This is a genomic window from Chondrinema litorale, from assembly GCF_026250525.1.
GTDB classification, from domain to species: Bacteria; Bacteroidota; Bacteroidia; order Cytophagales; family Flammeovirgaceae; genus Chondrinema; species Chondrinema litorale.
In genome coordinates this window covers 107,935-131,275 of sequence record NZ_CP111060.1, presented here as the reverse complement: position 1 = coordinate 131,275, position 23,341 = coordinate 107,935, and the positions used below count along the sequence as shown (strand labels likewise).

At 32.5% G+C, this 23,341-nt stretch carries 18 protein-coding genes; 8 read left to right on the top strand and 10 right to left on the bottom strand.

Features of this window, described 5'->3' with window-relative positions; genetic code table 11:
* Positions 1-115 precede the first annotated feature (115 nt).
* Entirely contained in the window at positions 116-694 is a 579-nt protein-coding gene (locus tag OQ292_RS37630) for an HPP family protein (RefSeq protein ID WP_284688634.1), read from the bottom strand.
* Positions 695-830: 136 nt separating this feature from the next.
* Between OQ292_RS37630 and OQ292_RS37625 the strand changes: the two genes are divergently transcribed.
* The 4 genes from OQ292_RS37625 to OQ292_RS37610 all read left to right on the top strand — a co-directional run bounded on the left by OQ292_RS37625 (position 831) and on the right by OQ292_RS37610 (position 3,866).
* Positions 831-1,727 (top strand): LysR family transcriptional regulator, encoded by an 897-nt coding sequence (locus OQ292_RS37625; RefSeq protein WP_284688635.1) that lies wholly within the window; start codon positions 831-833, stop codon positions 1,725-1,727.
* A gap of 259 nt (positions 1,728-1,986) precedes the next feature.
* On the top strand, positions 1,987-2,325 hold the full coding sequence (locus OQ292_RS37620; RefSeq protein ID WP_284688636.1) for a cupin domain-containing protein: 339 nt from the start codon (positions 1,987-1,989) through the stop codon (positions 2,323-2,325).
* 230 nt (positions 2,326-2,555) lie between these two features.
* Complete coding sequence (locus tag OQ292_RS37615) at positions 2,556-2,777, top strand: hypothetical protein (protein WP_284689300.1); 222 nt, start codon at positions 2,556-2,558, stop codon at positions 2,775-2,777.
* 132 nt (positions 2,778-2,909) lie between these two features.
* On the top strand, positions 2,910-3,866 hold the full coding sequence (locus OQ292_RS37610; RefSeq protein ID WP_284689299.1) for a hypothetical protein: 957 nt from the start codon (positions 2,910-2,912) through the stop codon (positions 3,864-3,866).
* A gap of 81 nt (positions 3,867-3,947) precedes the next feature.
* Here the strand turns inward: OQ292_RS37610 and OQ292_RS37605 are convergent, their stop codons facing one another.
* The 5 genes from OQ292_RS37605 to OQ292_RS37585 all read right to left on the bottom strand — a co-directional run bounded on the left by OQ292_RS37605 (position 3,948) and on the right by OQ292_RS37585 (position 9,532).
* Positions 3,948-4,112: a hypothetical protein gene (locus tag OQ292_RS37605; protein WP_284689298.1), complete on the bottom strand. Its 165-nt coding sequence runs from the start codon at positions 4,110-4,112 to the stop codon at positions 3,948-3,950.
* Between the two features lie 37 nt (positions 4,113-4,149).
* The gene (locus OQ292_RS37600; RefSeq protein ID WP_284689297.1) at positions 4,150-6,849 is read right to left on the bottom strand and encodes an ATP-binding protein; all 2,700 of its coding nucleotides are present in this window, start codon (positions 6,847-6,849) and stop codon (positions 4,150-4,152) included.
* A gap of 353 nt (positions 6,850-7,202) precedes the next feature.
* Positions 7,203-7,586, bottom strand: coding sequence for a response regulator (locus OQ292_RS37595; RefSeq protein WP_284689296.1), 384 nt, complete (start codon positions 7,584-7,586; stop codon positions 7,203-7,205).
* A 429-nt stretch (positions 7,587-8,015) separates the two neighbouring features.
* The gene (locus OQ292_RS37590) at positions 8,016-8,435 is read right to left on the bottom strand and encodes a response regulator (protein ID WP_284689295.1); all 420 of its coding nucleotides are present in this window, start codon (positions 8,433-8,435) and stop codon (positions 8,016-8,018) included.
* 101 nt (positions 8,436-8,536) lie between these two features.
* Positions 8,537-9,532, bottom strand: coding sequence for an IS701 family transposase (locus tag OQ292_RS37585; RefSeq protein ID WP_284686056.1), 996 nt, complete (start codon positions 9,530-9,532; stop codon positions 8,537-8,539).
* Positions 9,533-10,283: 751 nt separating this feature from the next.
* Here OQ292_RS37585 and OQ292_RS37580 point away from each other — a divergent pair.
* From OQ292_RS37580 to OQ292_RS37570, 3 genes are read left to right on the top strand one after another with little or no spacing between them, the layout of a single operon-like run.
* Positions 10,284-12,749 carry a T9SS type B sorting domain-containing protein gene (locus OQ292_RS37580; protein WP_284689293.1) on the top strand — a complete coding sequence of 822 codons (2,466 nt, stop codon included), beginning with the start codon at positions 10,284-10,286 and terminating at the stop codon, positions 12,747-12,749.
* A gap of 37 nt (positions 12,750-12,786) precedes the next feature.
* Positions 12,787-13,656 carry a PorP/SprF family type IX secretion system membrane protein gene (locus OQ292_RS37575; RefSeq protein ID WP_284689292.1) on the top strand — a complete coding sequence of 290 codons (870 nt, stop codon included), beginning with the start codon at positions 12,787-12,789 and terminating at the stop codon, positions 13,654-13,656.
* 11 nt (positions 13,657-13,667) lie between these two features.
* Positions 13,668-15,866, top strand: coding sequence for an OmpA family protein (locus OQ292_RS37570; protein ID WP_284689291.1), 2,199 nt, complete (start codon positions 13,668-13,670; stop codon positions 15,864-15,866).
* 63 nt (positions 15,867-15,929) lie between these two features.
* Here the strand turns inward: OQ292_RS37570 and OQ292_RS37565 are convergent, their stop codons facing one another.
* Positions 15,930-17,918 (bottom strand): LruC domain-containing protein, encoded by a 1,989-nt coding sequence (locus OQ292_RS37565; protein WP_284689290.1) that lies wholly within the window; start codon positions 17,916-17,918, stop codon positions 15,930-15,932.
* A 247-nt stretch (positions 17,919-18,165) separates the two neighbouring features.
* On the opposite strand from OQ292_RS37565, the gene OQ292_RS37560 reads away from it, so the two are divergent.
* Positions 18,166-19,500, top strand: a complete 1,335-nt coding sequence (locus tag OQ292_RS37560) for a sigma-54-dependent transcriptional regulator (protein ID WP_284689289.1) — start codon at positions 18,166-18,168, stop codon at positions 19,498-19,500.
* Between the two features lies 1 nt (position 19,501).
* Here OQ292_RS37560 and OQ292_RS37555 read toward each other — a convergent pair whose 3' ends face one another.
* From OQ292_RS37555 to OQ292_RS37545, 3 genes are all read right to left on the bottom strand, one after another.
* Positions 19,502-21,511, bottom strand: coding sequence for a GumC family protein (locus tag OQ292_RS37555; protein WP_284689288.1), 2,010 nt, complete (start codon positions 21,509-21,511; stop codon positions 19,502-19,504).
* A 239-nt stretch (positions 21,512-21,750) separates the two neighbouring features.
* Positions 21,751-22,137 (bottom strand): heavy-metal-associated domain-containing protein, encoded by a 387-nt coding sequence (locus OQ292_RS37550; protein WP_284689287.1) that lies wholly within the window; start codon positions 22,135-22,137, stop codon positions 21,751-21,753.
* Positions 22,138-22,620: 483 nt separating this feature from the next.
* Positions 22,621-23,205, bottom strand: a complete 585-nt coding sequence (locus OQ292_RS37545; RefSeq protein WP_284689286.1) for a hypothetical protein — start codon at positions 23,203-23,205, stop codon at positions 22,621-22,623.
* Positions 23,206-23,341: the final 136 nt, after the last annotated feature.

Sequence of the window (23,341 nt, the reverse complement as noted above, 5' to 3'; positions counted from 1 at the left end):
CCAAATAATATCTGGGACTTAGTTTGGATTTAGAGTTTATTTTATGGGCAGTATAAAGGAATAAAATATATTTTAAGATACACTTTTTGTGCTTAAATAAAAAGCATACTAAATATTAATCATTCCTAAAGTATTTCTTGAACGATACTTGCTTTGTAGGATACTTCCTAGATTTAGTTAAGTTATTAGTAATTAAAGCAGTTAAAAACAATATTGCAGCTCCAGACATAACAGGAAATAAGATATACCAATATCCCAAGTTAATGACACTTGGACTTCCAATTACAGCAATTAATGCCGTAGCTCCACCAGGAGGATGTAGTGTTTTAGTACATTGCATTGCCACAATTGAGAGTGAAACCGCCAAGGGAGCAGCCAATAAGATATTTTGAGAGAGTAGTAAATTAATTGATACTCCTATTGTTGCCGAAATGATATGTCCTCCTAATAAATTGCGAGGTTGAGCAAGAGGACTATTGATAGCACCATAAACTAATACACTTGATGCACCAAATGAGCCAATTAAAAAAACATTATCTGATATTGGAAGATACCCACTTTGCAATAATGTAATTAATCCTATACCTAAAAAGGAGCCAAGGAAAGTCCAAAAGTATTCTTTAATATCTATAAATGTTTCTTTATAAAAGATGTATTTAGCAAGTCTTATGCTTCTTGATAGTTTTTCTTTCAAAGTTGATTCTTATTTAATTTGCTGTAAAGCTAGAATCAATTTCATTGATGGGTATAGTTATAACGTTGATGTTTTTTTGAATAGAGCATGAATATTTTTCAAACAAGAAAATCTGATTTTATTAATATTTGAATATATGGAGCTAAAACACCTTAAACTAATAAAGACAATAGCAGATGAAGGAAATATCGCAAATTCTTCAGAAAAACTTTTTTTGACACAGTCGGCATTAAGTCATCAGTTAAAAGAAATTGAAAACCATTTAGGCTTTAAGGTATTTTATAGAAAAAGGAATGCATGGAAACTTACTGAAGAAGGCAAAGAAATGTATCAGCTTGCTACTAACGTTTTAACCTCAATCGATGAGAAGCTTAGACACATACAAACTATAAATAATAGTTTAAGTAAGAAAATACGAATTAGCTGTGAGTGTTATTCATTTTACTCACTATTCCCAAGGTTTTCTCAGAATCTATCTTTATTAAAATCATCAGTAGAAGTTCAATATGTTTTTGGTGCAACACATAATCCATTACCACAATTATTATCTGGAGATATCGATATTGCACTGGTAACAAAGCCTACATTAACAGAAGCTTTATACTCTATCAATGTACTAAATGATGAGCTCTATGTAGTCATGCATAAGACAAATAAATTCTCTAAAAAGCCATTTATAGAGGCAAATGATTTTTCACAATTAAATTTGATGATACATTCCTATCCTTTGGAATCAGTTTCTGTATATGAACATTTTTTAAAACCCAATAATATCATTCCACAACAGATAACAGCAATACCACTAACGGAAGTGGCACTAGCAATGATAAATGCTAACTTAGGAGTAATGTGTGTAGCTAAATGGATGTTAAGACTTTACAACCTAAACAAGGATATCGTCTTTAGACCCATTGGAAGAAATGGTTTACATCGTTCTTTGTATGTAGTAATTAGAAGTATAGATAAAGAAAAAGAATATATGAAACATGCCCTAGAACTGTTAAAAAAGTCTATGCAGTCCGAAAACAATTAATTCAATGGCTAAACAGCGGTTATAAGAATACTAAGTCCTACTTGAAAATTAGGCTAGTTTTGGGTCTCTAATCATCTCATAAATTGATTTCTATCATACAGTTAATAGATTAAAGTTACTATTTTAGAATCATTATAAATAGTCAGGTAAGTAACCCAAGAGACCATTATTCTATGAAATCGTGAAAGAGTATTACCTGTAGAGGAAAGCAACATGGATAAATCTAGAATTATTGATTATTGTATTTAAAATCAAGAAAATGAGAAGTAACATTGAATTAGCAAAGGTCCATACATTAAAAGAGATAATAGATTATTCTAATGGAGCCACTGTAAGTAAGATAATTACTAAGAGCAAAAATGGTAATACCACATTGTTTTCATTTGATAAGGGGCAAATGTTAAGTGAACATACAGCTCCTTTTGATGCTATTGCTTTGATCATTGAAGGTAAATGTAAAATAAGCATTGCTGAAAATGTCAATGTATTAACTGAAGGACAAATGATTATTATGCCATCCAATATACCTCATGCATTAGAAGCAACTGAAGCTTTCAAAATGTTGCTTATCATGATTAAAGAATCACCTTCAATATGAGGTAATGTAAAATACATTTTCTTTTAATATTATTTGATTTGTAAATGGAATAGATTCTAAAACAGAGCTAGCTCAAAATTTATTTGATACAACTTTTATAATTTCATTAGATTTTAACATCTAAATTTTATAAACTGAAAAATAGCCTTCTAGCTTTTTTAGGTTAGTATTTTTCCTTATATTAAGAAAGTAGTAAATTTTATTTATTGTTTTTAATAACAACATTTTTTATGAATACAGAAGAGCAAAAAGTAATTGATTGGTTAAAAAAAAATATTGAGGGTGAAAGTTATGATATGGCTAAAGTGCTAACAGAGTGTGGAATTGAAGTATCTATTTATAAAGCAGATGAAATAGGAGGCTCACTTGAAAACAAAGGTATAGTAACTTATTCTAAAGGCAAGCAAGTTACTCAATATGGTTATATAGCATTATTGAGTAATAATAGTTAAAATTACTGGTAAGTAGGTATGTGTTTTTAAATTTCTTCTTGGTAAAATTAATTCTCGTTTAGTTCTATCAGTTTCAATAATATTTTGAACTAGTAATAATCTCTTATCATTAAAAGGTACCTTTCTTAAACCATGAAATATTTACTGAAATTAATTCTACCAATATTTTTTATAATACCAGCTCAAGCTCAAAATGGAGATCTGAATACAGAAGGAATGTATAATGCAGAGTTTTTTGATTATCTATATAGAGGGCATTCTGAGAATATTGAATTGAATAGGGAAACCCCATATTTTCTCGGAGTTTTTGAGCAGTATTTAAGAGCCTATGGTGAGCAGTGTGCTGATTATTTACCAGATAACAAAGTTAAAATAATGGAGCAGGTATGTGTAAAAGAAAGTGTTACTACTAATGGCTATGGTGTTGAAGTCAGTAGATATTGTGTTGAGTGGGAGTGGGTATGGACAGGTTTGTATGCTCGTTCTGATCTATATAAAGCTAAGTTAGAGATTGAGCAAATACACAGAGCAAATGGACTGAATAATGTGATGGAGTATATCATGAACCCAAACTCTTTGGGTAATTCTGTGGATCTAGCACACAAAGCAAAAGGTTTAAAACTAGATATGAATCAAATATTTGGTCTGAACAAATGTGATTGTGATGCCTTGAGAAAATTGGAAGAAAATCTGAAGTTATTTGCTCGAAATCAACCTCTAAATCGGATGCAAGGTAAAAGTAAATATGAAACAATGAAAGAGTCGGGTGGTCCTACAGGAACACAAAACTTTAACAAATTGATAGATGACTTAGTCACAGCCCAAGCACAAACTTGGATGATGAATCGCTACACGACAGGAAGTATTTCAGGAGTTACAATGGAATCAAAAGATAATCAAGGAAGACCTATTTCTATTAAAGCAAATTATAGTTACTCAGGTTTTGGAGGTAATAGCCAAGGTTGGGTGAAGGTCATTTTTGAAAATGGATTGCCAAAATGTATTTACTTCTTCGATTTCCCTAATAACTGCAAGACACCCACAACTAGCATTGTTTCATCTTATGCACAAGGTAATTATGGAAAGTAGTTTTAATAAAATTTGTAATCCTAACTTTTTTTGCTTTAATGACTCATGGAAACATAGGAGCCCACTTTACATAAAGAGATATTATGTGTATGTTTTATTGTAGAAATCTGTAAGGGTATAGTAGTAGGATACACTTGCCGTCACTCCGTGGTGGCCATTTTCAACGTTGCTGTCAACTTGATAAGGCATAATAATGATATGGATAGCATCACCGTCTTTAGGGAAGAAATGATTGAAGATTGACACCGAAATGCCTTAAATGATTTTTATGAAAAAGCCTTGATTAAAGATATTTAGTTATTAAACGATCTAATTCTTCATAAGAAAAAGGCTTTGTTATGTAGTCATCCATGCCAGCTTCTAAGCATTTGTTACTTTCATTTTGGAATGCATGAGCAGTCATTCCAATAATTGGACATTTATCTACCTCTTTTTTCTTCTGCATTTCTCTAATAGTACGGGTGGCATCGTATCCATCCATTACAGGCATTTGTACATCCATGAGCACAAGATCGAACTGATCTTCTTTTAGTTTATCTATAGCTTCTAAGCCATTTTTTACTACAAAGGTTTCGTAACCAATGTGTTGCAAAAAGTATATTACTACTATGATATTGCCTTCGTAATCTTCTGCTAGCAGAATTTTCTTTTTGTCTTTAGTAACGTTTACAGGAGTTTTAGGCGCTAGTTTTTTCAAACTTTTACTTGGCTTACTAGCTACTTGTTTGCGTTGCATTTCAAGAGGAAGTTCAACTTGGAACTGTGAGCCCATCCCTTCTAAGCTGGTTACAGAAATCTTTCCATTCATTAGCTCAACTATTGATTTGGTAATAGAAAGACCTAAACCAGTACCACCGAAATTTCTTGAAATGCTTTGATCAGCTTGAGTAAATTTATCAAATATCTTATTCAATTGCTTTTTACTCATGCCTATACCTGTATCAGAAACAAATAAAATAATATCTGAAATTATATCATTATTCTCTTTCACTTTAAGATACACATTTATAAAACCTTCTTGCGTGAATTTGATCGCATTGCTAAGCAGGTTAAATAGAATTTGTCTAATTCTATTTGGGTCGCCAATAAAGTAGAGTTCACTTTTTTCAGGGTAATGAAAGTTTAGGTCTATTTGCTTTTCATTGACTTTTATTACCATCATAGACTTTGTACTTTCTAATATTTCGGCAAAATTGAATGGAATATGTTCTAATTCGATCTTGTTAGATTCAATTTTTGCAATATCCAATAAGTCATTTATAAGTGTAAGCAGTGATTCTGAACTTATATTGAGCGTTTTTACAAAATCTTTTAACTCTGATGGAAGATTTGGTGATTTATCAAGAATACTAGCAACTCCGATAATAGCGTTCATAGGCGTTCTCAGTTTATGACTCATGTTAGATAAGAAATCACTTTTTGCTTGATTGGCTAACTCAGCTACATTTCTTTCATACTCTAGAAAAAGCCTTACAATGGCTAAGGCTGTTTCTATGTCAAAATTAGACCATGGAGCAGATTTACTTTTAATTGTTTCTTTCCAAAGGTTAAATGAGCTTCTTGGTGACAGTCTAAGCCCTGCTTTGGTTTCTTCTACTTTCTTTTCGGGTTTTCCAGCCCATTTTACTTCTGAATTTAGAGGCTTTCTAAACCAGATGATGGTATCGTTATCAGAATGATTTATGGGTACTACCATTAAACCTCCATCTAATTCCTTTAAAACTTCATGGTCTTTAAATGTTTGGTCTATTTGGTTTGTTTGAAAAATGGATAACGGACTATTGGATTTAAAATATTCGAATAGCTTCTCCAATTTCACTGAACCTAGTGTTGTATTGAACTGTAGTATTTTTCCCTTGATCGCAATGGCCATGGCATCAGCTTTCATTATACCCATGAGCTCTGTAGCTATTTGTTCATCTATTAAGTTTTTTTCTAATAGCTTTTTAGAAAGATTATTCAATAACAGGATTCTATTGACCCCTTCTTTTTTCTCAGCAATTTCATTAAAAGATGAGAGTAAGGTAGAGAAAATATGTCCCATTAATTCTGCTATCATTCTAGTTCTGTATGCTACATGTTTCTCGGTTAAATGGTGACAGGCTATTAGACCCCATAATTTCCCATCTTGAATAATTGAAATAGACATAGAAGCACCAACTCCCATGTTTTCTAGGTATTGAATATGTACAGGAGAAACACTTCTTAAAACAGAATAGGTCATATCTAAAGGCAAGAGGTGTTCTATGTCTTTGCTACCTATTATTTTAGAAGGTTTATACCTGATGTCACTAATTATTCTTAAAAAGTTTTTTGAGTATAGTTCACGAGCTTGAGCTGGTATATCACTTGCAGGGAAGTTCAACCCTTTATAGCTCGGTACATTTTCTTTTTTATCTTCGGCTATTACTTTACCATTCCATTCCCTATCAAACTGGTAAAGCTTAACTCTATCAAAACCCGTTAATTTGCGAATATGTGCTACTACGTTATCGAATAACTCTTCTCTTGAAGTCGCATTTCTTAAAGCTATTGCAAAATTTCTTAAATCCTCGAAGAAGAAATTATAATTTAAACTGATATCTTCTTCAAGAACCGGCTCAATTTCAAAAACAATTAAATCATTAGAAATGTATGCATTTGCATCATACTCAATCTCATTAATTTGTATTCTTATTGCCTGTGTAGGATTGAGCGGTTTATTAATAACTACACTTTTAAGAAGAAGTGTATTTTTGTCGCCAAGAATTGTTTCGATAGGTTGCTCTAGTGCATCTTTGGGAGATAAATCGAAAAAGTATGATATATTTTCACTAACTCCTTTGATTTTATAAGTTGAAGGGTCCAGTGCAAGCAAAGCACCATGTGGTTGTATAGCATTTGGGGTACTAATTGGTTCAGTAGCACAGGTTTTTAATGCGTTAGTTAGAAATTCTTCTGATAACTTATGAAGAATGAAAATATCTTCTTTTCCTAATTTCATAGTAAATAAAGTAATACCTAGAACATACTAGTCTAGTATAAATTTAAGGAAGTATGTTTTATAATGAAAAAAATGCCAACAAACTTTCTTTACTAGAGAAAAGTTGATTTTTTGAATTTAAGTAAATTTCCTAAAAAAATTTTCATCTAAAAATGTGGTTTTTACTAAACACGGAATGTTTAGTTGATAAGCTGCTGGTATATATCGGCAGCTTATTTTATAAGCTGAGGAGAGTAATGAACATGTTTTTGAAAGCTTTAATGAACTACATCTTGCTTAATGCATCATTTTTGGTAAAAACACAATTTATACTTTGTAAAAATTTTTGAACTACTATATACTTAAAATGCACTTTATGTTTCTTTATTTACTTTAGCAAGAATTTCAACAATCGAGTTTATGTTTGCAGGTTTAGGAAGGTGGTAGTTAAAACCAGCTTCTTTTGATTTTTGAATTGCTTCTTCATGAGAATAACCAGAAACAGCTGCTAACAATCTATCAAAGCCATCTTGACGTAGTGTCTTTGCTGTTTCAAGCCCACTAATGTCAGGTAGTCCTATATCAATAAGTACTACATCAGGATTAAATTCTTTGACTTTAGTCAATCCATCCTTACCTGTTTTAGCTGTTTGTACTTTACATCCCAGTTTTTTAAATAACATACTCATTGTAATTAGAACATCTTCATCATCCTCAATAATAACAACGTTTAGACCTTTCTCAATTTTATCTATCATTTTTTTATTACGTTTTTGGTACTTTCATGAAAGTAAGTATATGTTAAAAAAAAGCAATTTGGGTGATTTTTGTTTGACATATTGCAAATAAATCCCCAGTTGCATACAATGACACAGAAGATATAAACAATCCCATTTCGAAATAATATGGTAAAACCTTTCATACTACATCAACTGGATGATCTAATTACATGAATTTTTAAGTAAAGAAATTACAAATGCTAATTCTCAGTACGAAATTCATCTCTCAATAATTCAACAAGATTGAACTGTTAACAACGCTATTCTTAGAAAAGGAATTATCAATATAGATTGAGTTCTATTGGTACTAAGAATATAGAAATAAATTTCATATTTCTTTTATGAAGAATAGATTAAAGTACACATTGAGGCATTAAGCCAAAAGTTCTATCTTCAAAAAGATAAAGATTACTTTAGAGTATCATTCATGATTTTGCTAGATTCATTGAATAATCTTTGCTTCTTTAATAAGAATTTCTCAATTTTTAACGAGAGTTCTTCTGGATTAAAAGGTTTCATAATAAAATCCTCAGCACCCATTTTAAATAACTTGATTCTAGTTTCACTTTTATCAGTACCAGAAAGAATTATTACAGGGATATTCGATAGTTCAGAATCAGCCTTCATTTCTTCTAAGAAAGTTGCTCCATCTTTTTCAGGTAAAACTAAATCTAGCAACATTAAATCAGGGAGACTGTGATTTTTTAAGTAGTCAGCAGCACTATAGGCAGAGTCACATAAAATTATATTGAATTTTTTTTCAAAATAAGTAGCAAAAAAAACTCTCATAAATTTATCATCGTCCACATAAATAATTGTAAAGTTCATATGCTAATAGTTGGATTAAATTTCTTAGAACGAACCTGAATTTAATACCAAAATTGTGTTATTTAATTAAATTAGAAAAAAATATATTAGGACTTACGCATTTAAGTTAAAATGATAATAGGATTAGCAAGAATCTGTTTAAGATAGTTGCTGAACGGAAGTACTTTGATTTGATAGAGCGTTGTTTTCAACTGTTTTGCAAGGAGTTTCAGCCCTATCCAAGCCTGGTAGCAGCAAGCTAGATGGTTCCTCTGGGAGATTGCCTTTCGGCATTGGCACTTCTCAGAGCCTGTAAGCTGTTTGTATTCCCTGTGGAACTGCTCAATCTGCCATCTGATCTGGGATTCGTTTTCGGCCTCAAATACATTCATCCTGTCCGATAGATCATTTGTGATCACCCATTCAATGTCCCCGTTTAGGGAGACTATCTTGAATAATTTGACGGGGTAAGGGTATTTTTTGAGTTTGACCTGTACGCCTTCCAGCAGTTGCCTACCGGAAAGCTCGACTGTGCCCACAGCCTGCATCCCTGTGTCTCTGGATAGGCTGACTTGGCGGTTGCTCTTCAGGGTAGTGAAGAATGTCCAGCCGCTTCTGTGCACAAGCTTAAGGTTGTCCATGGAAGCATACCAGCTGTCAAAAAGTATCTTTTTGGCTTTCAGGTCTTTACGCATGGTCATTCGGGTGAACATCTCCTGGAAATGGTCATTCTTGGTCTTCTTATCCGTTTCTGGGTGGTAGATTCGGTAATCGATAGGATAGTAATCCCCATCAATGCCATTGCTGTGTACCATGTTTACCAGATTGATCCCATTGACTAGGCCATGCTCATTGCCTGAGTACTGCCTTTTGGCCAATTCTATATACCGGGAATACCTCTTTGCCTGAACACTGTCATCGACAAGGATAAATGAGTCTGCGCTATCTTGGAGATGGCCCTTGACAATATCCCACAGGTCGGAAGAGGTAAATTTAGAATGGGCTAGAAAACGTGTGACTTGGTCATGACTGACATCCATAGAATGGGCTGCCATGTGGGTACAGGTATAATTCCCGTGAGTATGGAGAAGATATGATATGTACAGAGATTTATCCATATAAATTAGTATTAAAAAAATACAATCTCTCAAATTTTGAGCATTTTTGCTAGAGAAATTTAATATTGCGTAAGTCCTATATATATTAGAGCTGAATCATTTTTTAGAAAAAGTATAATAGAATCACAAGAATTGAAATTAATACTATCAAGAATGGTCTTAAAAAGATAATTGCGGCTATATTTAGGTATATTTATTTATCAATTAAATAACATTATATCAATTTTACCAGTTAATTCTCAATTAGAATAGGGTAGATCATATCCTATTCTTTTTTTTGAGTTGTTCTAATCAAGTAGTTTTCAAATAGGTCTTTATTAAACTCTTCCAAAAAGACAAATCTCATCGAATAAAGAAATCTTAAACCCTGCAAAAAAACTCTGATAATTTGTTTGTATTTTTAGATATTTTATAACACAATTAGCATCATTACAGAATATTGGTTGTAATTGTGGATCCAGTGATTCAATTATTTTATTAGTAATAAACATGCCTATATGATGATCCATCATAAGATTAATTATTTTTCTATCAAATTTCAATATTAAAAAGATTATTTACCCTCATGAATGTTAATTTCTATGCTAGGTCTTGATTAATTATTTGAAAATTAGATAGATATTTAACTTCTCCCTTCTTGAAAAGAATCATTAAATAGGAATAGAATCTTATAATGCCTAATATTTATTAACAATAAATAGTTATAAAATCTATTAGTAATCTGAAGTGATAAGCTTATTTTTTAATAGTTATGTCTAGATTTTTTTGTTATATATTTTTAAAGGCAAGCTTCATATTGTTCATTCTGGGCATCTCCTTTAATGTATATTCTCAAAACGAAATTGGTGGTTTAGTTAATTCCTATGCTTCTGTAAAGAACATAGTGGGTGGCTGTACCATCGTTTGTGATAGTACCAGCGGTTTTCATGCAAATGATAGAGTGTTAATCATTCAAATGAAAGGAGCCAGTATTGATACGCTCAACAACACAGGCTATGGAGTAATCGATGATTTTGGTAATGCTGGTATTTATGAATTTGCGAGCATACAAGCGGTATATCAAGATACTATATTTCTACAAAATGAGCTTATTAGAAGCTATAATGTAAACGATGTAGTACAAGTTGTTGGAATATCTTCTTATAAAAGCTTTAAAGCTACCTCAGAGATAATTGGTCGAGAATGGAATGGTGAAAAAGGTGGTATTATTTTTTTAGAAGCCACTGATACCATTACCTTAAGTGCCAATGTAAATGGTGATGCTATCGGTTTTACGGGTGGCGATTATTCCACTTCTTCTGATGTAATTTGTAGTTATACAGATTTTTACTCTCACTATAATGATGGAAATGGTGGTCGTAAAGGTGAATCAATTGTAGCTTTTGGTTATAATGATAGCGGTCGAGGTTCATTTGCATCTGGTGGTGGTGGTGGCAACAACCATAATACCGGTGGAGGTGGTGGTGCCAATTTTGGTAGTGGCGGTATTGGTGGCAAACAAGCTAAAGGTTGTGGCTCATCTGCTCCAAATGTTGGCGGTATTGGCGGAATTGCTTATAGTTATCCATTATCTCAATATCGATTATTTGTGGGTAGTGGTGGTGGTGGTGGCCATCAAAACAGATCGACTCAAGCTTCTGATGGTGTGAGTTCTTTTGGTGGTAATGGAGGTGGATTGGTAATTGTCTCAGCAAAAACCATTATTCATAATGGTAATAGAATTAGTGCCAATGGGCAAACTGTTACAGATATTGCAGAAAACGATGGTGCTGGTGGTGGCGGTGGCGGAGGAACTATTTTTATTTATGCTGATGAAGTTCAAAACGAATTAAGACTAGTTGCAAAAGGTGGCGATGGTGGAAATGTAGACAATGAAAAAAGATTAAATGATTATCACGGTCCTGGTGGTGGAGGCGGTGGTGGAGTTATTTTTACCAGCACAGCTAATAATCCAAAAATTATCACAGATGTATCTGCTGGTGAGGCAGGTATTCTCTATTATAGTAATCATCCAGATATAGTGGTTGCTGGTGGAGAAAATTATGGTGCAGAAGATGGAACAGATGGCGGAATTGTAAATGATATTTTTTATCCAGAAGGCACTATACCATGCCCAATTGTAAGTGGATTGAGGCCAGAGAATAAATCTGAAAGTATTATCGCTGGACAAGAAATAGAAATATCGGTAGATCCAGAAGACAATGAAGAAGCTTATGTGATTGAAATTTTAGCAGGGCCATTTTTAGGAGAGATCGTAGATATTGGTGATAGCACAGTGGCTTATGCATCAGAACCTGGTGTAACTGGCAAAGATTCGATAGAATATTCCTTATGTACAATAGAAGAACCGATTGTATGTAATTCGGCTTGGATATATATAGAGCTAACTCCTGACGATCGGGTAGTAGATGCTGTAGATGATGAAGTTACCATAGTCGATTCGCCAGCGTTTGCATCTGAAAATGATGTGTTTGATACACCAATCACTTATGCGATTGTTACTCCCCCTAAACATGGAAGTTATGGACTTTCTCCATCTGGTACTTTAACCTACAGCCCAAATGAAGGTTATGATATACCCGATACCCTAACTTATTCTATTTGTACAATTGAATTACCAGAGAGGTGCGATACTGCAACAGTGCTGATTAATACAGCCCTTACGAACTATCCACCAATAGCCTATACAGATTCTGTTTTAATAGAAAAAGATGAAGTGGTAAATATTTCTCCGCTAGTAAATGATATAGACGTAGATGGCGATTCCATTTTTGTGATATCCACCACAAGCTCAAGCCACGGACAGGTACAAGTAATTGGAGATATTGTAATCTATACACCAGAAGTCAATTTTATTGGTAGAGATACGATAGAATACATCATTCAAGATACGGGTGATCCAAGTTACAAAGGCACAGGGATCATCATCATAGAAGTAGTTGAATTGATAGAATTGATTATTCCAACAGGTATAAGCCCTAATGGAGATGGTGTAAATGAATATCTAATTATTGAAGGATTAGAATATCTCTCAGACAATACACTCAGAATTTTTAACCGTTGGGGTGAAGAAGTGTACAATGCTTCGCCATATCAAAACAACTGGGATGGAAAGAATAATGAAGGCACTCCATTACCAGATGGCACCTATTTCTATGTGGTTACTTCAGAAAATATTAAAAATAATTATTCAGGATATGTTATCATACATAGATAGATATATAAGTATAATATTAATTACATGCTGTTTTTGTATGCATGCTACTGCGCAGCAACAGCAAATGTATTCTCATTATACAGTAAATGGATTGGCTATTAATCCGGCTTATGCTGGTAGTAGAGATGCAATTAGTGGTGTTTTAAGTTACCGTAATCAATGGTCGCAGATTGAAGGAGCGCCGGTAACACAAACACTCGGTGTGCATGCTCCAGTTTTGCGTAAAAAGATTGGATTAGGTTTAAACATAGTCAACGATGTAATCGGAATTTCTAAGAATTTCACTTTGATGAGTACCTATAGCTACCGACTTAAACTCAAAAGTGGTTATTTAAGATTTGGTGTTCAGGCTGGCATAGTTAACTATAGAAACAATTGGTCTGAAGTGATCACAACAGACGAAGTAGATGTGGCATTTTCTGGTGGAGATGAATCTTTTTGGAAGCCAAACTTTGGAGCAGGGCTTTATTTTAATAACAAAAAGTTTTTTGCAGGACTATCAGTTCCAGTTTTAATACCGCATGATTTAAATGATAACAATCCGGTAAACGGAGCTAAGCTTTACCAGCATTATTTTTTCACAGCAGGCACTTTGTTGGGTTTGTCATCTAAGCTACAGCTAAAACCATCATTTTTAATAAAATATGTAGAAGGAGCACCAGTTCAGGCAGACTTAAATGCCATGTTTATATTCAACAAGGCATTTTGGATTGGAGGCAGCTATCGCACAAAAGATGGAGTGGTGTTCACTACTCAGTACCATACTAAAAAAATGTTGTGGATTGGTTATGCATACGATTATCCGCTTACAGATTTAAACCTAGTTACAAAAGGGTCTCATGAAATTTTTATTGGTATTGACTATCAAAAGTTGAAATCAAAAATATTAAGTCCAAGGTATTTTTAAAGGCAGAAATAATGATATATTGGTTTGCCAGCGTGTTTAAAAAAGCACTTGCAACATTTAAATTTCTAGGTAAAATATATGCTCTTGTAATTTTGCTAATAACATTATTTACAAAGGTAGATGTGTATGCCCAAGATGTAACTTTAAGAAAAGCATACAATCATTATAACTATTATGAGTATGCATTGGCGATAGAGTATTTCACAAAATCATTGACGGAGAAAGTCACATTATCTGAGCCAGATAACATCAAATTAGCGAATTGCTATAAGTTTACCAATCAGCCTGAATTGGCTGGTAATATTTACCAAGAGCTGATAAATAGGTCATCTCTAAACGATAAGAAAGTTTATTATGAATATGGAAAATTGCTATTGCAACTCGGTGAGTATCAAAAAGCAAAAACCATTTTAAAAAAGTATCTCACATTTTATCCAGATCAAGAAGAGGTATTAGAATATATTCGTGCATGTAATGCATCAGAAGACTTGCTTCAAAATAAATTAAAGATTTTTGTAAAGAATGAGTCCTTCAACTCTTCTGAAAATGATTTTAGCCCTTTGCTTTTGAATGATACCCTATTTTTCTGTTCCTCAAGATTTGCAGACGAGAAGAAGAAATATTACTGGGATAATGAGGCTTTTATAAATATCTATCAGCTATCAGATTCTAATAAGAGTAGTGCATTTGTTGTACCCGGCATTCTAAATACCAAAATGCACGAAGGACCGATGGCTTACGATTCTCTTAACCAGATTTTATACTTTACTAGAAACACCAATACAATTGTAAAAGGGAGCGATAAAGAGTTTTTGTTAAATATTTATTCACTTCAATATAAAAATGGCGAATGGAAAAACCTGAAAGCTTTTGAGCATAATATAAAGGGTTATTCTACAGGGCATCCGGCTTTAAGTGCAGATGGAAAGTATTTATATTTTATTTCAGATAGACCGGGAGGTTTGGGAAAAACGGATATTTATTGTTGTAAAAAAGAGGATGATAGTTGGTCTGCTCCTAAACTACTAAGCAAAGAAATTAATACTTTGGGGAAAGAGCTATTTCCTACAGTTTCCAAAGATGGTTACCTGTATTTCTCATCAGATTTACATAGCGGTTTAGGTGGTTTAGATATTTTTAGAGTAAAAATTAAGGGTGGTTCTATTGGCGGTAAAGTAGAGAATCTTGGATTTCCTTTTAATAGCGAAAGAGATGATTTCGGTTTGGTATTTAAAAATCTCAAAAAGCTAAGTGGTTATTTTTCTTCTAACAGACCGGGTGGCAAAGGGGGAGATGATATTTATTTCTTTAAAGAATCTAAGATAAATATTAAGGCGGTGGTGATGGATTCTATTGAATACAAGAAGATTCCGCTAGTAAATATGCGAATTGTGAGCAACCAAGGCATGACAGAAGATTTAACCGCAGATGAAGATGGAGAAGTATTGTTAGAGTTGCCAACCAAGCAGCGCTTCATTTTTGTTTTCTCTAAAGATGATTACGTGAGTAAAAGAGTAGATTTTTCAACTCAAACACTCAACCCGACTACCGATACGCTCATTTTTATAGAAATGACAAAAGGTGTTTCTCACAAACTAGAAGGTATCGCTTTTGATAAAGACGGGAATCAACCTTTAAAAAATGCCAAGGTAACTATGGTAGATTTGGTGGAGAACAAGAAAGAAATTACACATACTAATGACAGTGGTCAATTTCAATTCCATCCAGAAAAAGATAAAAACTACGAAATTAAAATAGACAAGGAAGATCACTTTGTGCAAAAGATGCAGGTTTACACAGATACTTCCAATTTCGAGATAAAACAGGAAGTAGCAGTTGAGAAGATGGAAGTAAACAAAATTCTCGAGATAGAGAATATTTATTACGAGTTCGATAAATACGAAATAACTGACCAAGCACGAGTTACGCTTGATAAAGTTACAACTATTATGAAAGATAATCCGACTGTGTTTATTGAGCTTAGCTCTCACACAGATCAACGTGGTAGTGACGATTACAACTACGAACTCTCCAAAAAGAGGTCAGATGCTGCAATTAAATATATTACTAGTAAAGGCGTAGAAGCCTATCGCCTTTCTTTTCATTTCTATGGTAAATCAAAGCTGGCAGTAGAATGTCCACAAGGAGATTGCGATGAAAACACGCATCAGTTAAACAGACGTACTGAATTTAAAGTGACAAGCTATTAGTTATTAAAAAGGCTTCTTTTGAATTTAAAAGAAGCCTTTAGTAATTAGAGATAAATTCTCAGGCTAATAAATAAATCTCGAGTTTCTATAGTTGATTTTACTATAGTACCAATCTGTATACATGGCACCATTACTTTCAGCCCAAACAGAGAAATTGTTATGTGCTCTATTGATAGCTGCATTTTCAATTGGGTAAGCAAATGATTGATTAATATTTATAGCCCAAGGTAATTCTTGATCAGTTACATAGTATCTGTTATTGGCAGGAATGCTGTTATCGGCCCCTGAACCCAATAGAGAAACATCAAACAAAGCTGTAGGTACTCTACCTGGTAAATGAATTTCATGTCCTCTGTTTTGATCTACAATCAGGAAAGGATTGATATTTTCTGTAGTAATTTGTGAGTTATCAATTTGTGAATCACTTAAATCAATATTAATAGAAAGAGTTTCAGGATTGATATAAGCCTCTTTTTGCCTGACATTTACTAATTGGCCACTTGATAGCGGACTCATAATATCATAGGCATCTTCAAAAATGATTACAACCGCATTTGAATGGCCACTTTCTGTACCATTTGCATTATTGACTACATATCTGCTATTTAAAACATTCCCTGTAACACCTTCTACCAGGTTATGATTCAAAGGAAGTTCAATACCAAAACCATTGTGAAAATATCCCCCTATAGCTTTTACAGTAAAGTTAGCTTGTATTTCTTGGACCTTCATATTAGCACTAAGTACTTTTTTGTACTGATAATCCACAACCAAATCATTAAAGTCATAATCTCCTTTTTCAGGCCATAAATCTTCAAAAGCCAGGCTACTTTGTTGATTTTTAGCAGGTAAATAGGCATTAAAGGCTTTATTGGATTGAGAGGGATATTCATCTATATGGTCTAAAACACCATCATTATCTGTATCTTCAGAGGTAGTAATGGCATTAAAGTCGTTGGTGATAATAGCAGAGTAAGGATTGGCAGAGACATAAAATACCGCATCATTGAAATCATTATCTCCAGCGGGTCTAGAGGTATCTTCAAATCCTAACAGTAAAAGTTCTCTGACATCATCTTTTAAGAGTATGACATGTTGGGCATAGGTAGCATCTGTAAAATTATTGAAAGATTTAACAGAGTATTTTACCTGATCACGATCTTGAACAGAGGCAGATCCGGCATCCCAGGCATTCGGGATTAAAAACCAACCGATACCCGTATTGGCTGGGAATCTACCTAAATGCACTTTATCACCACTTTGCAAATTACCACCACTTCCATTAAATGAAACATTTGGAAAAATGATAAAATGCTCATTGATTTCTTCAACAGAATTAGGGGGATTAGTAATATCGTAGGTATAAAAACCAAGTGTATTTTTCCATCCAGCTCCTTCATGAACAAAAGTTATCCATACATCGGCTTCTTCTTGTAGTTTTGTGTTCATATCTTGATCGACCAAATATTCTGGATTGTATTCAGGTACTGGTCTGGTTTCAGGTAAAGAAGCACTTATATCGTCTAATAAGTCCTGTGTGATTACATCACCTTGACTCTCTAAATATGTTGGTCTGCCTTGCGTATCCCAATTACCTATCGTAGAATAATTAGTAGCTAGTGTTCTTTTCTTTGCATTATCAATAATACTAAATTCAGTGCTGCTTTTAACTTTAGAAAATGAATAGGAGATATAATTAGTACTTAAAGGAATACCTACTTCTGCAATTAAGCCTACTTTCTGTGGCTTTAACCAAATGGAATCATGATGAGCTGCCAGGTTAATATTAGAGGAAAAAATATTATCCTGACTAGTAATACCCCTTAATAATAATTGATCTTCCTGATCATAAATATCAAAGATCAACTCTTCAATATGATCATCTACACCAATTTCTAGCTCAATATTTTTTGATGTGGCAAATTGAAAGCCTTCAGGAATATGTAACTCTTCAATATTATCAGAACTACTTGATTGCTGGCTAATATCTTGCTGCAACTCACAAGCACTCAGTATAAATAAGCTAATTATAAAGTAAAAATATTTATTCATATCTGTGTTGTTTATTGATTTTGATGGGCTAAGAATGGTTGATTTTTTTTTAACAATATTCATTTATCAAATGCCAATCCACTACTGGATTTAAAGGTATATGATTGATAGTCAGCACATTAAACTTATTTAGTATTGCGTTGATATTCTAGGAATTGCAATTTTCCAATAAATAGAAAATAAAAAGACAGTCAATACTTTTTAATATAAATCATTTAAAACAGGTATAATCTGTAATTATGTGAATATGAAAATATATATAGTGGAAGATGATCCATTTTTTGGAGAAGCATTGAGTTATCAATTAGCATTAAACCCAGATTATAAGATTGAAAGATTTACAACAGGAAAAGATTTTCTTTCTCATTTAGATGAGCAACCATCTGCAGTTTCACTAGATTTTATCTTACCAGATATGACAGGAATGGAAGTCCTGAAAAAGATTAAAGATAAATATCCTCATATGCCTGTGTTTGTTTTATCAGCTCAACAAGAAATGGAAACAGCTCTAGCACTATTTAGGGCAGGAGCAGAAGACTATATAATAAAAAATGAAGAGGCCATTCATCGGTTGAGAAGGCATTTGAAAAATATTTATGAAAAAAGATCTCCTCAGGACGATGTAGAAAATCAGAAGGTGGAAGTGGTGAAAAATTGTAGTTTTTCAAACATAATTGGAAAAAGCAAATCGATGCAAGCAGTATATAAACAAATGGAAAAAGCAGTCAATTCACCAATTACAGTCAGTATTACGGGAGATACAGGGACAGGTAAAGAATTGGTGGCAAAATCAATACATAGTCATTCAAACAGAAAAAAAAAGAATTTTGTTGCCGTAAACGTTGCAGCAATTCCTTCAGATCTAATAGAAAGTGAGCTGTTTGGTCATGAAAAAGGTGCCTTTACGGGAGCTATTGATAGAAGGATTGGTAAATTCGAACTAGCTCATAAAGGCACTTTATTCTTAGATGAAATCGCAGAGATGGATTTGAGTATGCAAAGTAAATTATTAAGAGTATTACAAGAGCGGGAAATAGTAAGAATAGGAGGTAATCAAACAATCCAGGTAGATTTCAGATTAATTATTGCCACCCACAGAAAACTTTTTAGTCAGGTAGAAAAAGGAGAATTCAGGGAAGATCTATTTTATCGTTTGTTAGGTTTACAGATAAATTTACCAACATTAAAAGACAGGAAAGAGGATGTAATTCCGATAGCTGAGTTTTTTTTAAAACAAATTGCTAGTAATAATAAAAGTAGACAAGTTGAATTATCCAAAGCAGCCAAGAATAAATTATTAAACTATAGTTTTCCTGGAAATATTCGAGAACTAAGGGCAATCATGGAGTTAGCTTTTGTGATGGCAGAGGATGCTATAATTAATGAAAGTGACATTCTATTTCAAGAGGGAGTGATGGTAGGGCGACTTTTACAAGAACATGAAGACACTTTAAAAGGATATACCCGAAGAATTGTAAAACACTATTTAGACAGGTATAATAATGATTATGATATAGTTTCAAGTAAATTAGCGATAGGTAAATCTACCATCTATCACATGAAAAGAAATGAAGAAATATAGCTTATTGTTCTTTTTCAATAAAAACAGTTGCTTGAAAGGATTTTTTATGGGAATAAATAGCTCGGATCATTTCCTTATCCTTCTCAGTCATGCTTTGTCCACCCATACGCAGTAAAATAAAAGCATGTACAGTACTCAGCCATTCTTCCCAATCAGAGTGAATGAGTGCAGGGGGAGCAGCAATAATAATAGTTTTTCGATGAAGTAAACTTTTCTGGGTAAAAGCTTGCCAAAACTCAGGTGCTTGTTTTTCAAAAGGAGATGAGTCATTATCTATGTTTACTAAATAATGCTTTTCTTCTTGGTAGGCATAAATTTGTTCTACTGATTCTGGAAGTGATAAAACTTCATAACCTTCAATTTTTTTTTCTTGACCAGTAGCATTCAGGAATAGTTGCTCTCCAGGAAAAACGGCTAAAGACTGCATAAGATGTTCAATAAAATTACTTTCAATATCAGCCTTTGAAAGTCCTAGTATTAATATTGTCCTCAATTCATTGGGTAGATCAACAATTTTTTTTCTAATCCTCCTTATTTCATGGATATTATCAAAATCGTCATTGATAGTAATAAAAGGAAGTATATTTGTCAAATCAGTAAAATAACCTGCCGAATACACTCTTTTATCAAGTAAAGCAAAGGCTGCAATGCCAGCTGCAATTAAGATAAAAGAGGCAATAGCTGCACCAACAATAGCAAAGCCCCTTTTAGAACTTTCAGGCTCTTGAGGTAAAACAGCTGGAGAAAAAATAGTTAGATTTACATCTCCAGCTCCTTGTTCTATTGTTTTGACTAAATTCAATTTATTCAAAAGAATTAAATACGTTTCTTGAGCAATGTGAATTTCAGAAATGAAAGTACTTAAGTTAGATTCTAAAGGTGCAAACTGTGCTGCATATGCATTCAATTTTTTCATTTCATTTTCTACTGATTCCATCACGCTAGCTTCCATTTCAATTTCAATCTCATAAGCAATGAGCCTGCTCATTAACTCCTGTCTTGCTTGAGAAGGATCATAAGGGATTTTATCAAGCATAGAAATAATTTGCGCAGTTATTTCATTCTTTAAGTATTCTACCTGAGCTTCTAATGCTTTTTTTTCTTCTTGGTTCCCTTCAAAGAGCAAGAGTTCTTCGCTAATTGCTCTTAAAGAATCTTTTAAAGAGGCAATGGTTTTGTTTGAGGTATCATTGAAATTGATGCTTCCAGCATTTGTTAAGTTTTTTTTAACTATCTCTGCAGCTTTAGTATGTGCTTGATGAGTCTCTTGTAGTTCTGCTAATTTTACCTCCATATTTACGACCTGATTCACAATGGCTTTCGTATGTTCAGGAAGGTTGATGACGTTGTTTTCAATTTTGAAGTTTTCAAATTGTTTGATTTTACTATCAAGTTCTTTTCTAGCATTACTTACTAAATTTTCCAGTCTTTCTCTATTATTTTCAATTTTCTTTTGGGAGAGCACTTTGTATTGTTCTGTGACAATAGTTGAATAACTTCCAGTAATCATAGCTGCCTTATAAGGGTTTTCACATTCATATTTTATATCTACATAATTACTCTTACTTACTCTGTATGCAGCTAATTGAGCTTGCATTTCTTTCATACTGAGTCTGTTATTTTCTAGTAGAAGAGAAATATGATGGTCTAAGGAGTCAGATAAATCTAATAACTGATATTGTTTTCTTAACTGTTGAGCTCTTTTGAAGATATCAATAGAATCTTTACGTAAATCTGGGTTTTTGTCAAAAGTGAAAAGCTTGTAATCTCCTTCCATGTATTTTATGAGCATCTCCATTCTTACCATTTCGGAAGTTTTTCTGGAGTTAATCATTTCGATCAGATCAAAGAAAAACAAACTGGTTTCATATTGTTTAAATTCTCTACCTATCAGTGATACATCTCCAGAAGTAGGGATACTAACTTGTAATCTGGCAAAAGATATATATTTCCTTTCTTGATTTCGGGTTAGAAAAAAAACTAAAGTGCCTAGAAGTAGTGGAATACCCATCAACCAAATCTTAAACTTCCAGAACTTTTTTAAGATTAAAAAAGCCTTCTCAATCAGCATAAAAAAATCTTTTCTCTTCTTATTAAATGCTGAAAATGACTAAAAATTGAAAAAAATCTCAATTAATAATTAAGACTTTTTATAACCAGTTAATTTTCTGGTCTACTTTATCTGTATGCAGCTTATTTTAAGTTCGCACTAAAATATCCAAAATAAATACACTTAAATATTGTTATAGATTATTTATTGTTTGCTAAGTCTGTTCCAATACTTTTACAATAAGCCTCTAATTTATTTAATGATAATATACCTGCTTTAACTTCATCAGCGTCATAGCCTAATTCACTAATGATTTCTCTTATCTTTTCTTCAGTTATTTTTTTTGTTTTGAACTTTACTGCGATTCTTTCAGATTGCTTGTTAAAACTGGCATCCATAATCCCTTTTGTATAAATCAACTCAAATTCTAAGCGATCTTTACAGTGGTTACAGCAAGCAGAAGTATTGATACTCACATATCTTACTGGTTTTTCTTTTATATGTATTGGCTTATTTTGTCCAAATAAATTTTGTTGAAGACCAAAAATGAATAATAGAGTTGTTAAAATTTGTAATAGCTTGTTCATATTGCGCTTGTTTAGTTTAAAAAAAATTTGAACAAGCTATTTACCAATACTTTTTAGTAGGGAAAAACCATGTAGGATTCTTCATTAAAAATTTCAATTACTAGATCGATTTATGAATTCTTTGTATCTTGATACGAGCTTTCCCTATTTAGCTTTTCACGTTTTAAGCTATCCAAAGGCATTTATATTAAATAATTCATTAAAGAAAATCACTTCTATTACACTTGTGTATTTGTATTAAAATGTTAAATAAAATGCTTTCTAAAAAATAGAAATTGCTCCAAGGTGGGAAAGAATGAAGATTATTAGATATTGTCCTAGGATTTATTAGTATAATGCAAAACTTGAATAAATATTTTTCATGCATCTATAATGTGTCATATTTATTTCTTTAAAATGAAATATTTTATCAATTCAATTAGATAATTAATAGATGAATAATGTTCATTTTGGGATAAAACACAAAGGTTTAAAAAGATGAGATTATTTAGGTAATAAGACATTTTCCAACCGCTTGAACGATTGTATTAAAGGATAAAAAAATTGAAAAGAGTATTTCCGCTTAGTGGAAGGTATGTATTTTTTTGAGTTTTCTTTGATGAATTTGTATTCCTTAATTATAGCATATTCTATTCTATAGGAGATGTTATTAAAAAATTGCACACTGATATTTAACTCATTTAAATCTAAATATAATTTCTCTAATATTGGATATTGCTTATATGCTGACTTTAAGCCACCATATCTCCAAATTACATCTAGCAAAGCATTAATCTTATGGCTAGAATACGTTAGTAACCTGATAATTTCTATATGTTGGTTTAGCTTGTCAAATTGTATTTCTTCTTGGAGATGAGCTATATAGCTAAAAATATCATTATAAAAATCTTTAACTGAAAAAATAAAATCTTTAAATAATGAATCCTTTCTTTTATCCCAAAAATCATTTTCAGTTAAAATCCTTAAACAATTATCTACTTTTTCTAGACTTGTTTGAAGGTTTTCTTTTTCTGAAATTAATTGACTTTTAATGTCGGAAAGTTTTTCCTTGAAGTTATCGCTAGTCATCTTATTGATTATACATTTACTTCTTAAAAAAAAGTATTAGCGATAAAGTCAATCTATCTACACTCCTAGTTGTAGGTATTTAAATTCTTTTCTAGAACTAGTAAAAGTAACAAATAGTATACTTTGTTAGAAATGA

Bases quoted from the DNA above. Each gene is read 5' to 3' on its own strand.
- OQ292_RS37590 (WP_284689295.1), bottom strand. From the start codon at position 8,435: ATGAACTTTACAATTATTTATGTGGACGATGATAAATTTATGAGAGTT.
- OQ292_RS37575 (WP_284689292.1), top strand. From the start codon at position 12,787: ATGCATGCTACTGCGCAGCAACAGCAAATGTATTCTCATTATACAGTA.
- OQ292_RS37600 (WP_284689297.1), bottom strand. From the start codon at position 6,849: ATGAAATTAGGAAAAGAAGATATTTTCATTCTTCATAAGTTATCAGAA.
- OQ292_RS37595 (WP_284689296.1), bottom strand. From the start codon at position 7,586: ATGATAGATAAAATTGAGAAAGGTCTAAACGTTGTTATTATTGAGGAT.
- OQ292_RS37565 (WP_284689290.1), bottom strand. From the start codon at position 17,918: ATGAATAAATATTTTTACTTTATAATTAGCTTATTTATACTGAGTGCT.
- OQ292_RS37555 (WP_284689288.1), bottom strand. From the start codon at position 21,511: ATGGGTATTCCACTACTTCTAGGCACTTTAGTTTTTTTTCTAACCCGA.
- OQ292_RS37570 (WP_284689291.1), top strand. From the start codon at position 13,668: ATGATATATTGGTTTGCCAGCGTGTTTAAAAAAGCACTTGCAACATTT.
- OQ292_RS37620 (WP_284688636.1), top strand. From the start codon at position 1,987: ATGAGAAGTAACATTGAATTAGCAAAGGTCCATACATTAAAAGAGATA.
- OQ292_RS37545 (WP_284689286.1), bottom strand. From the start codon at position 23,205: ATGACTAGCGATAACTTCAAGGAAAAACTTTCCGACATTAAAAGTCAA.
- OQ292_RS37580 (WP_284689293.1), top strand. From the start codon at position 10,284: ATGTCTAGATTTTTTTGTTATATATTTTTAAAGGCAAGCTTCATATTG.
- OQ292_RS37615 (WP_284689300.1), top strand. From the start codon at position 2,556: ATGAATACAGAAGAGCAAAAAGTAATTGATTGGTTAAAAAAAAATATT.
- OQ292_RS37560 (WP_284689289.1), top strand. From the start codon at position 18,166: ATGAAAATATATATAGTGGAAGATGATCCATTTTTTGGAGAAGCATTG.
- OQ292_RS37550 (WP_284689287.1), bottom strand. From the start codon at position 22,137: ATGAACAAGCTATTACAAATTTTAACAACTCTATTATTCATTTTTGGT.
- OQ292_RS37585 (WP_284686056.1), bottom strand. From the start codon at position 9,532: ATGGATAAATCTCTGTACATATCATATCTTCTCCATACTCACGGGAAT.
- OQ292_RS37625 (WP_284688635.1), top strand. From the start codon at position 831: ATGGAGCTAAAACACCTTAAACTAATAAAGACAATAGCAGATGAAGGA.
- OQ292_RS37610 (WP_284689299.1), top strand. From the start codon at position 2,910: ATGAAATATTTACTGAAATTAATTCTACCAATATTTTTTATAATACCA.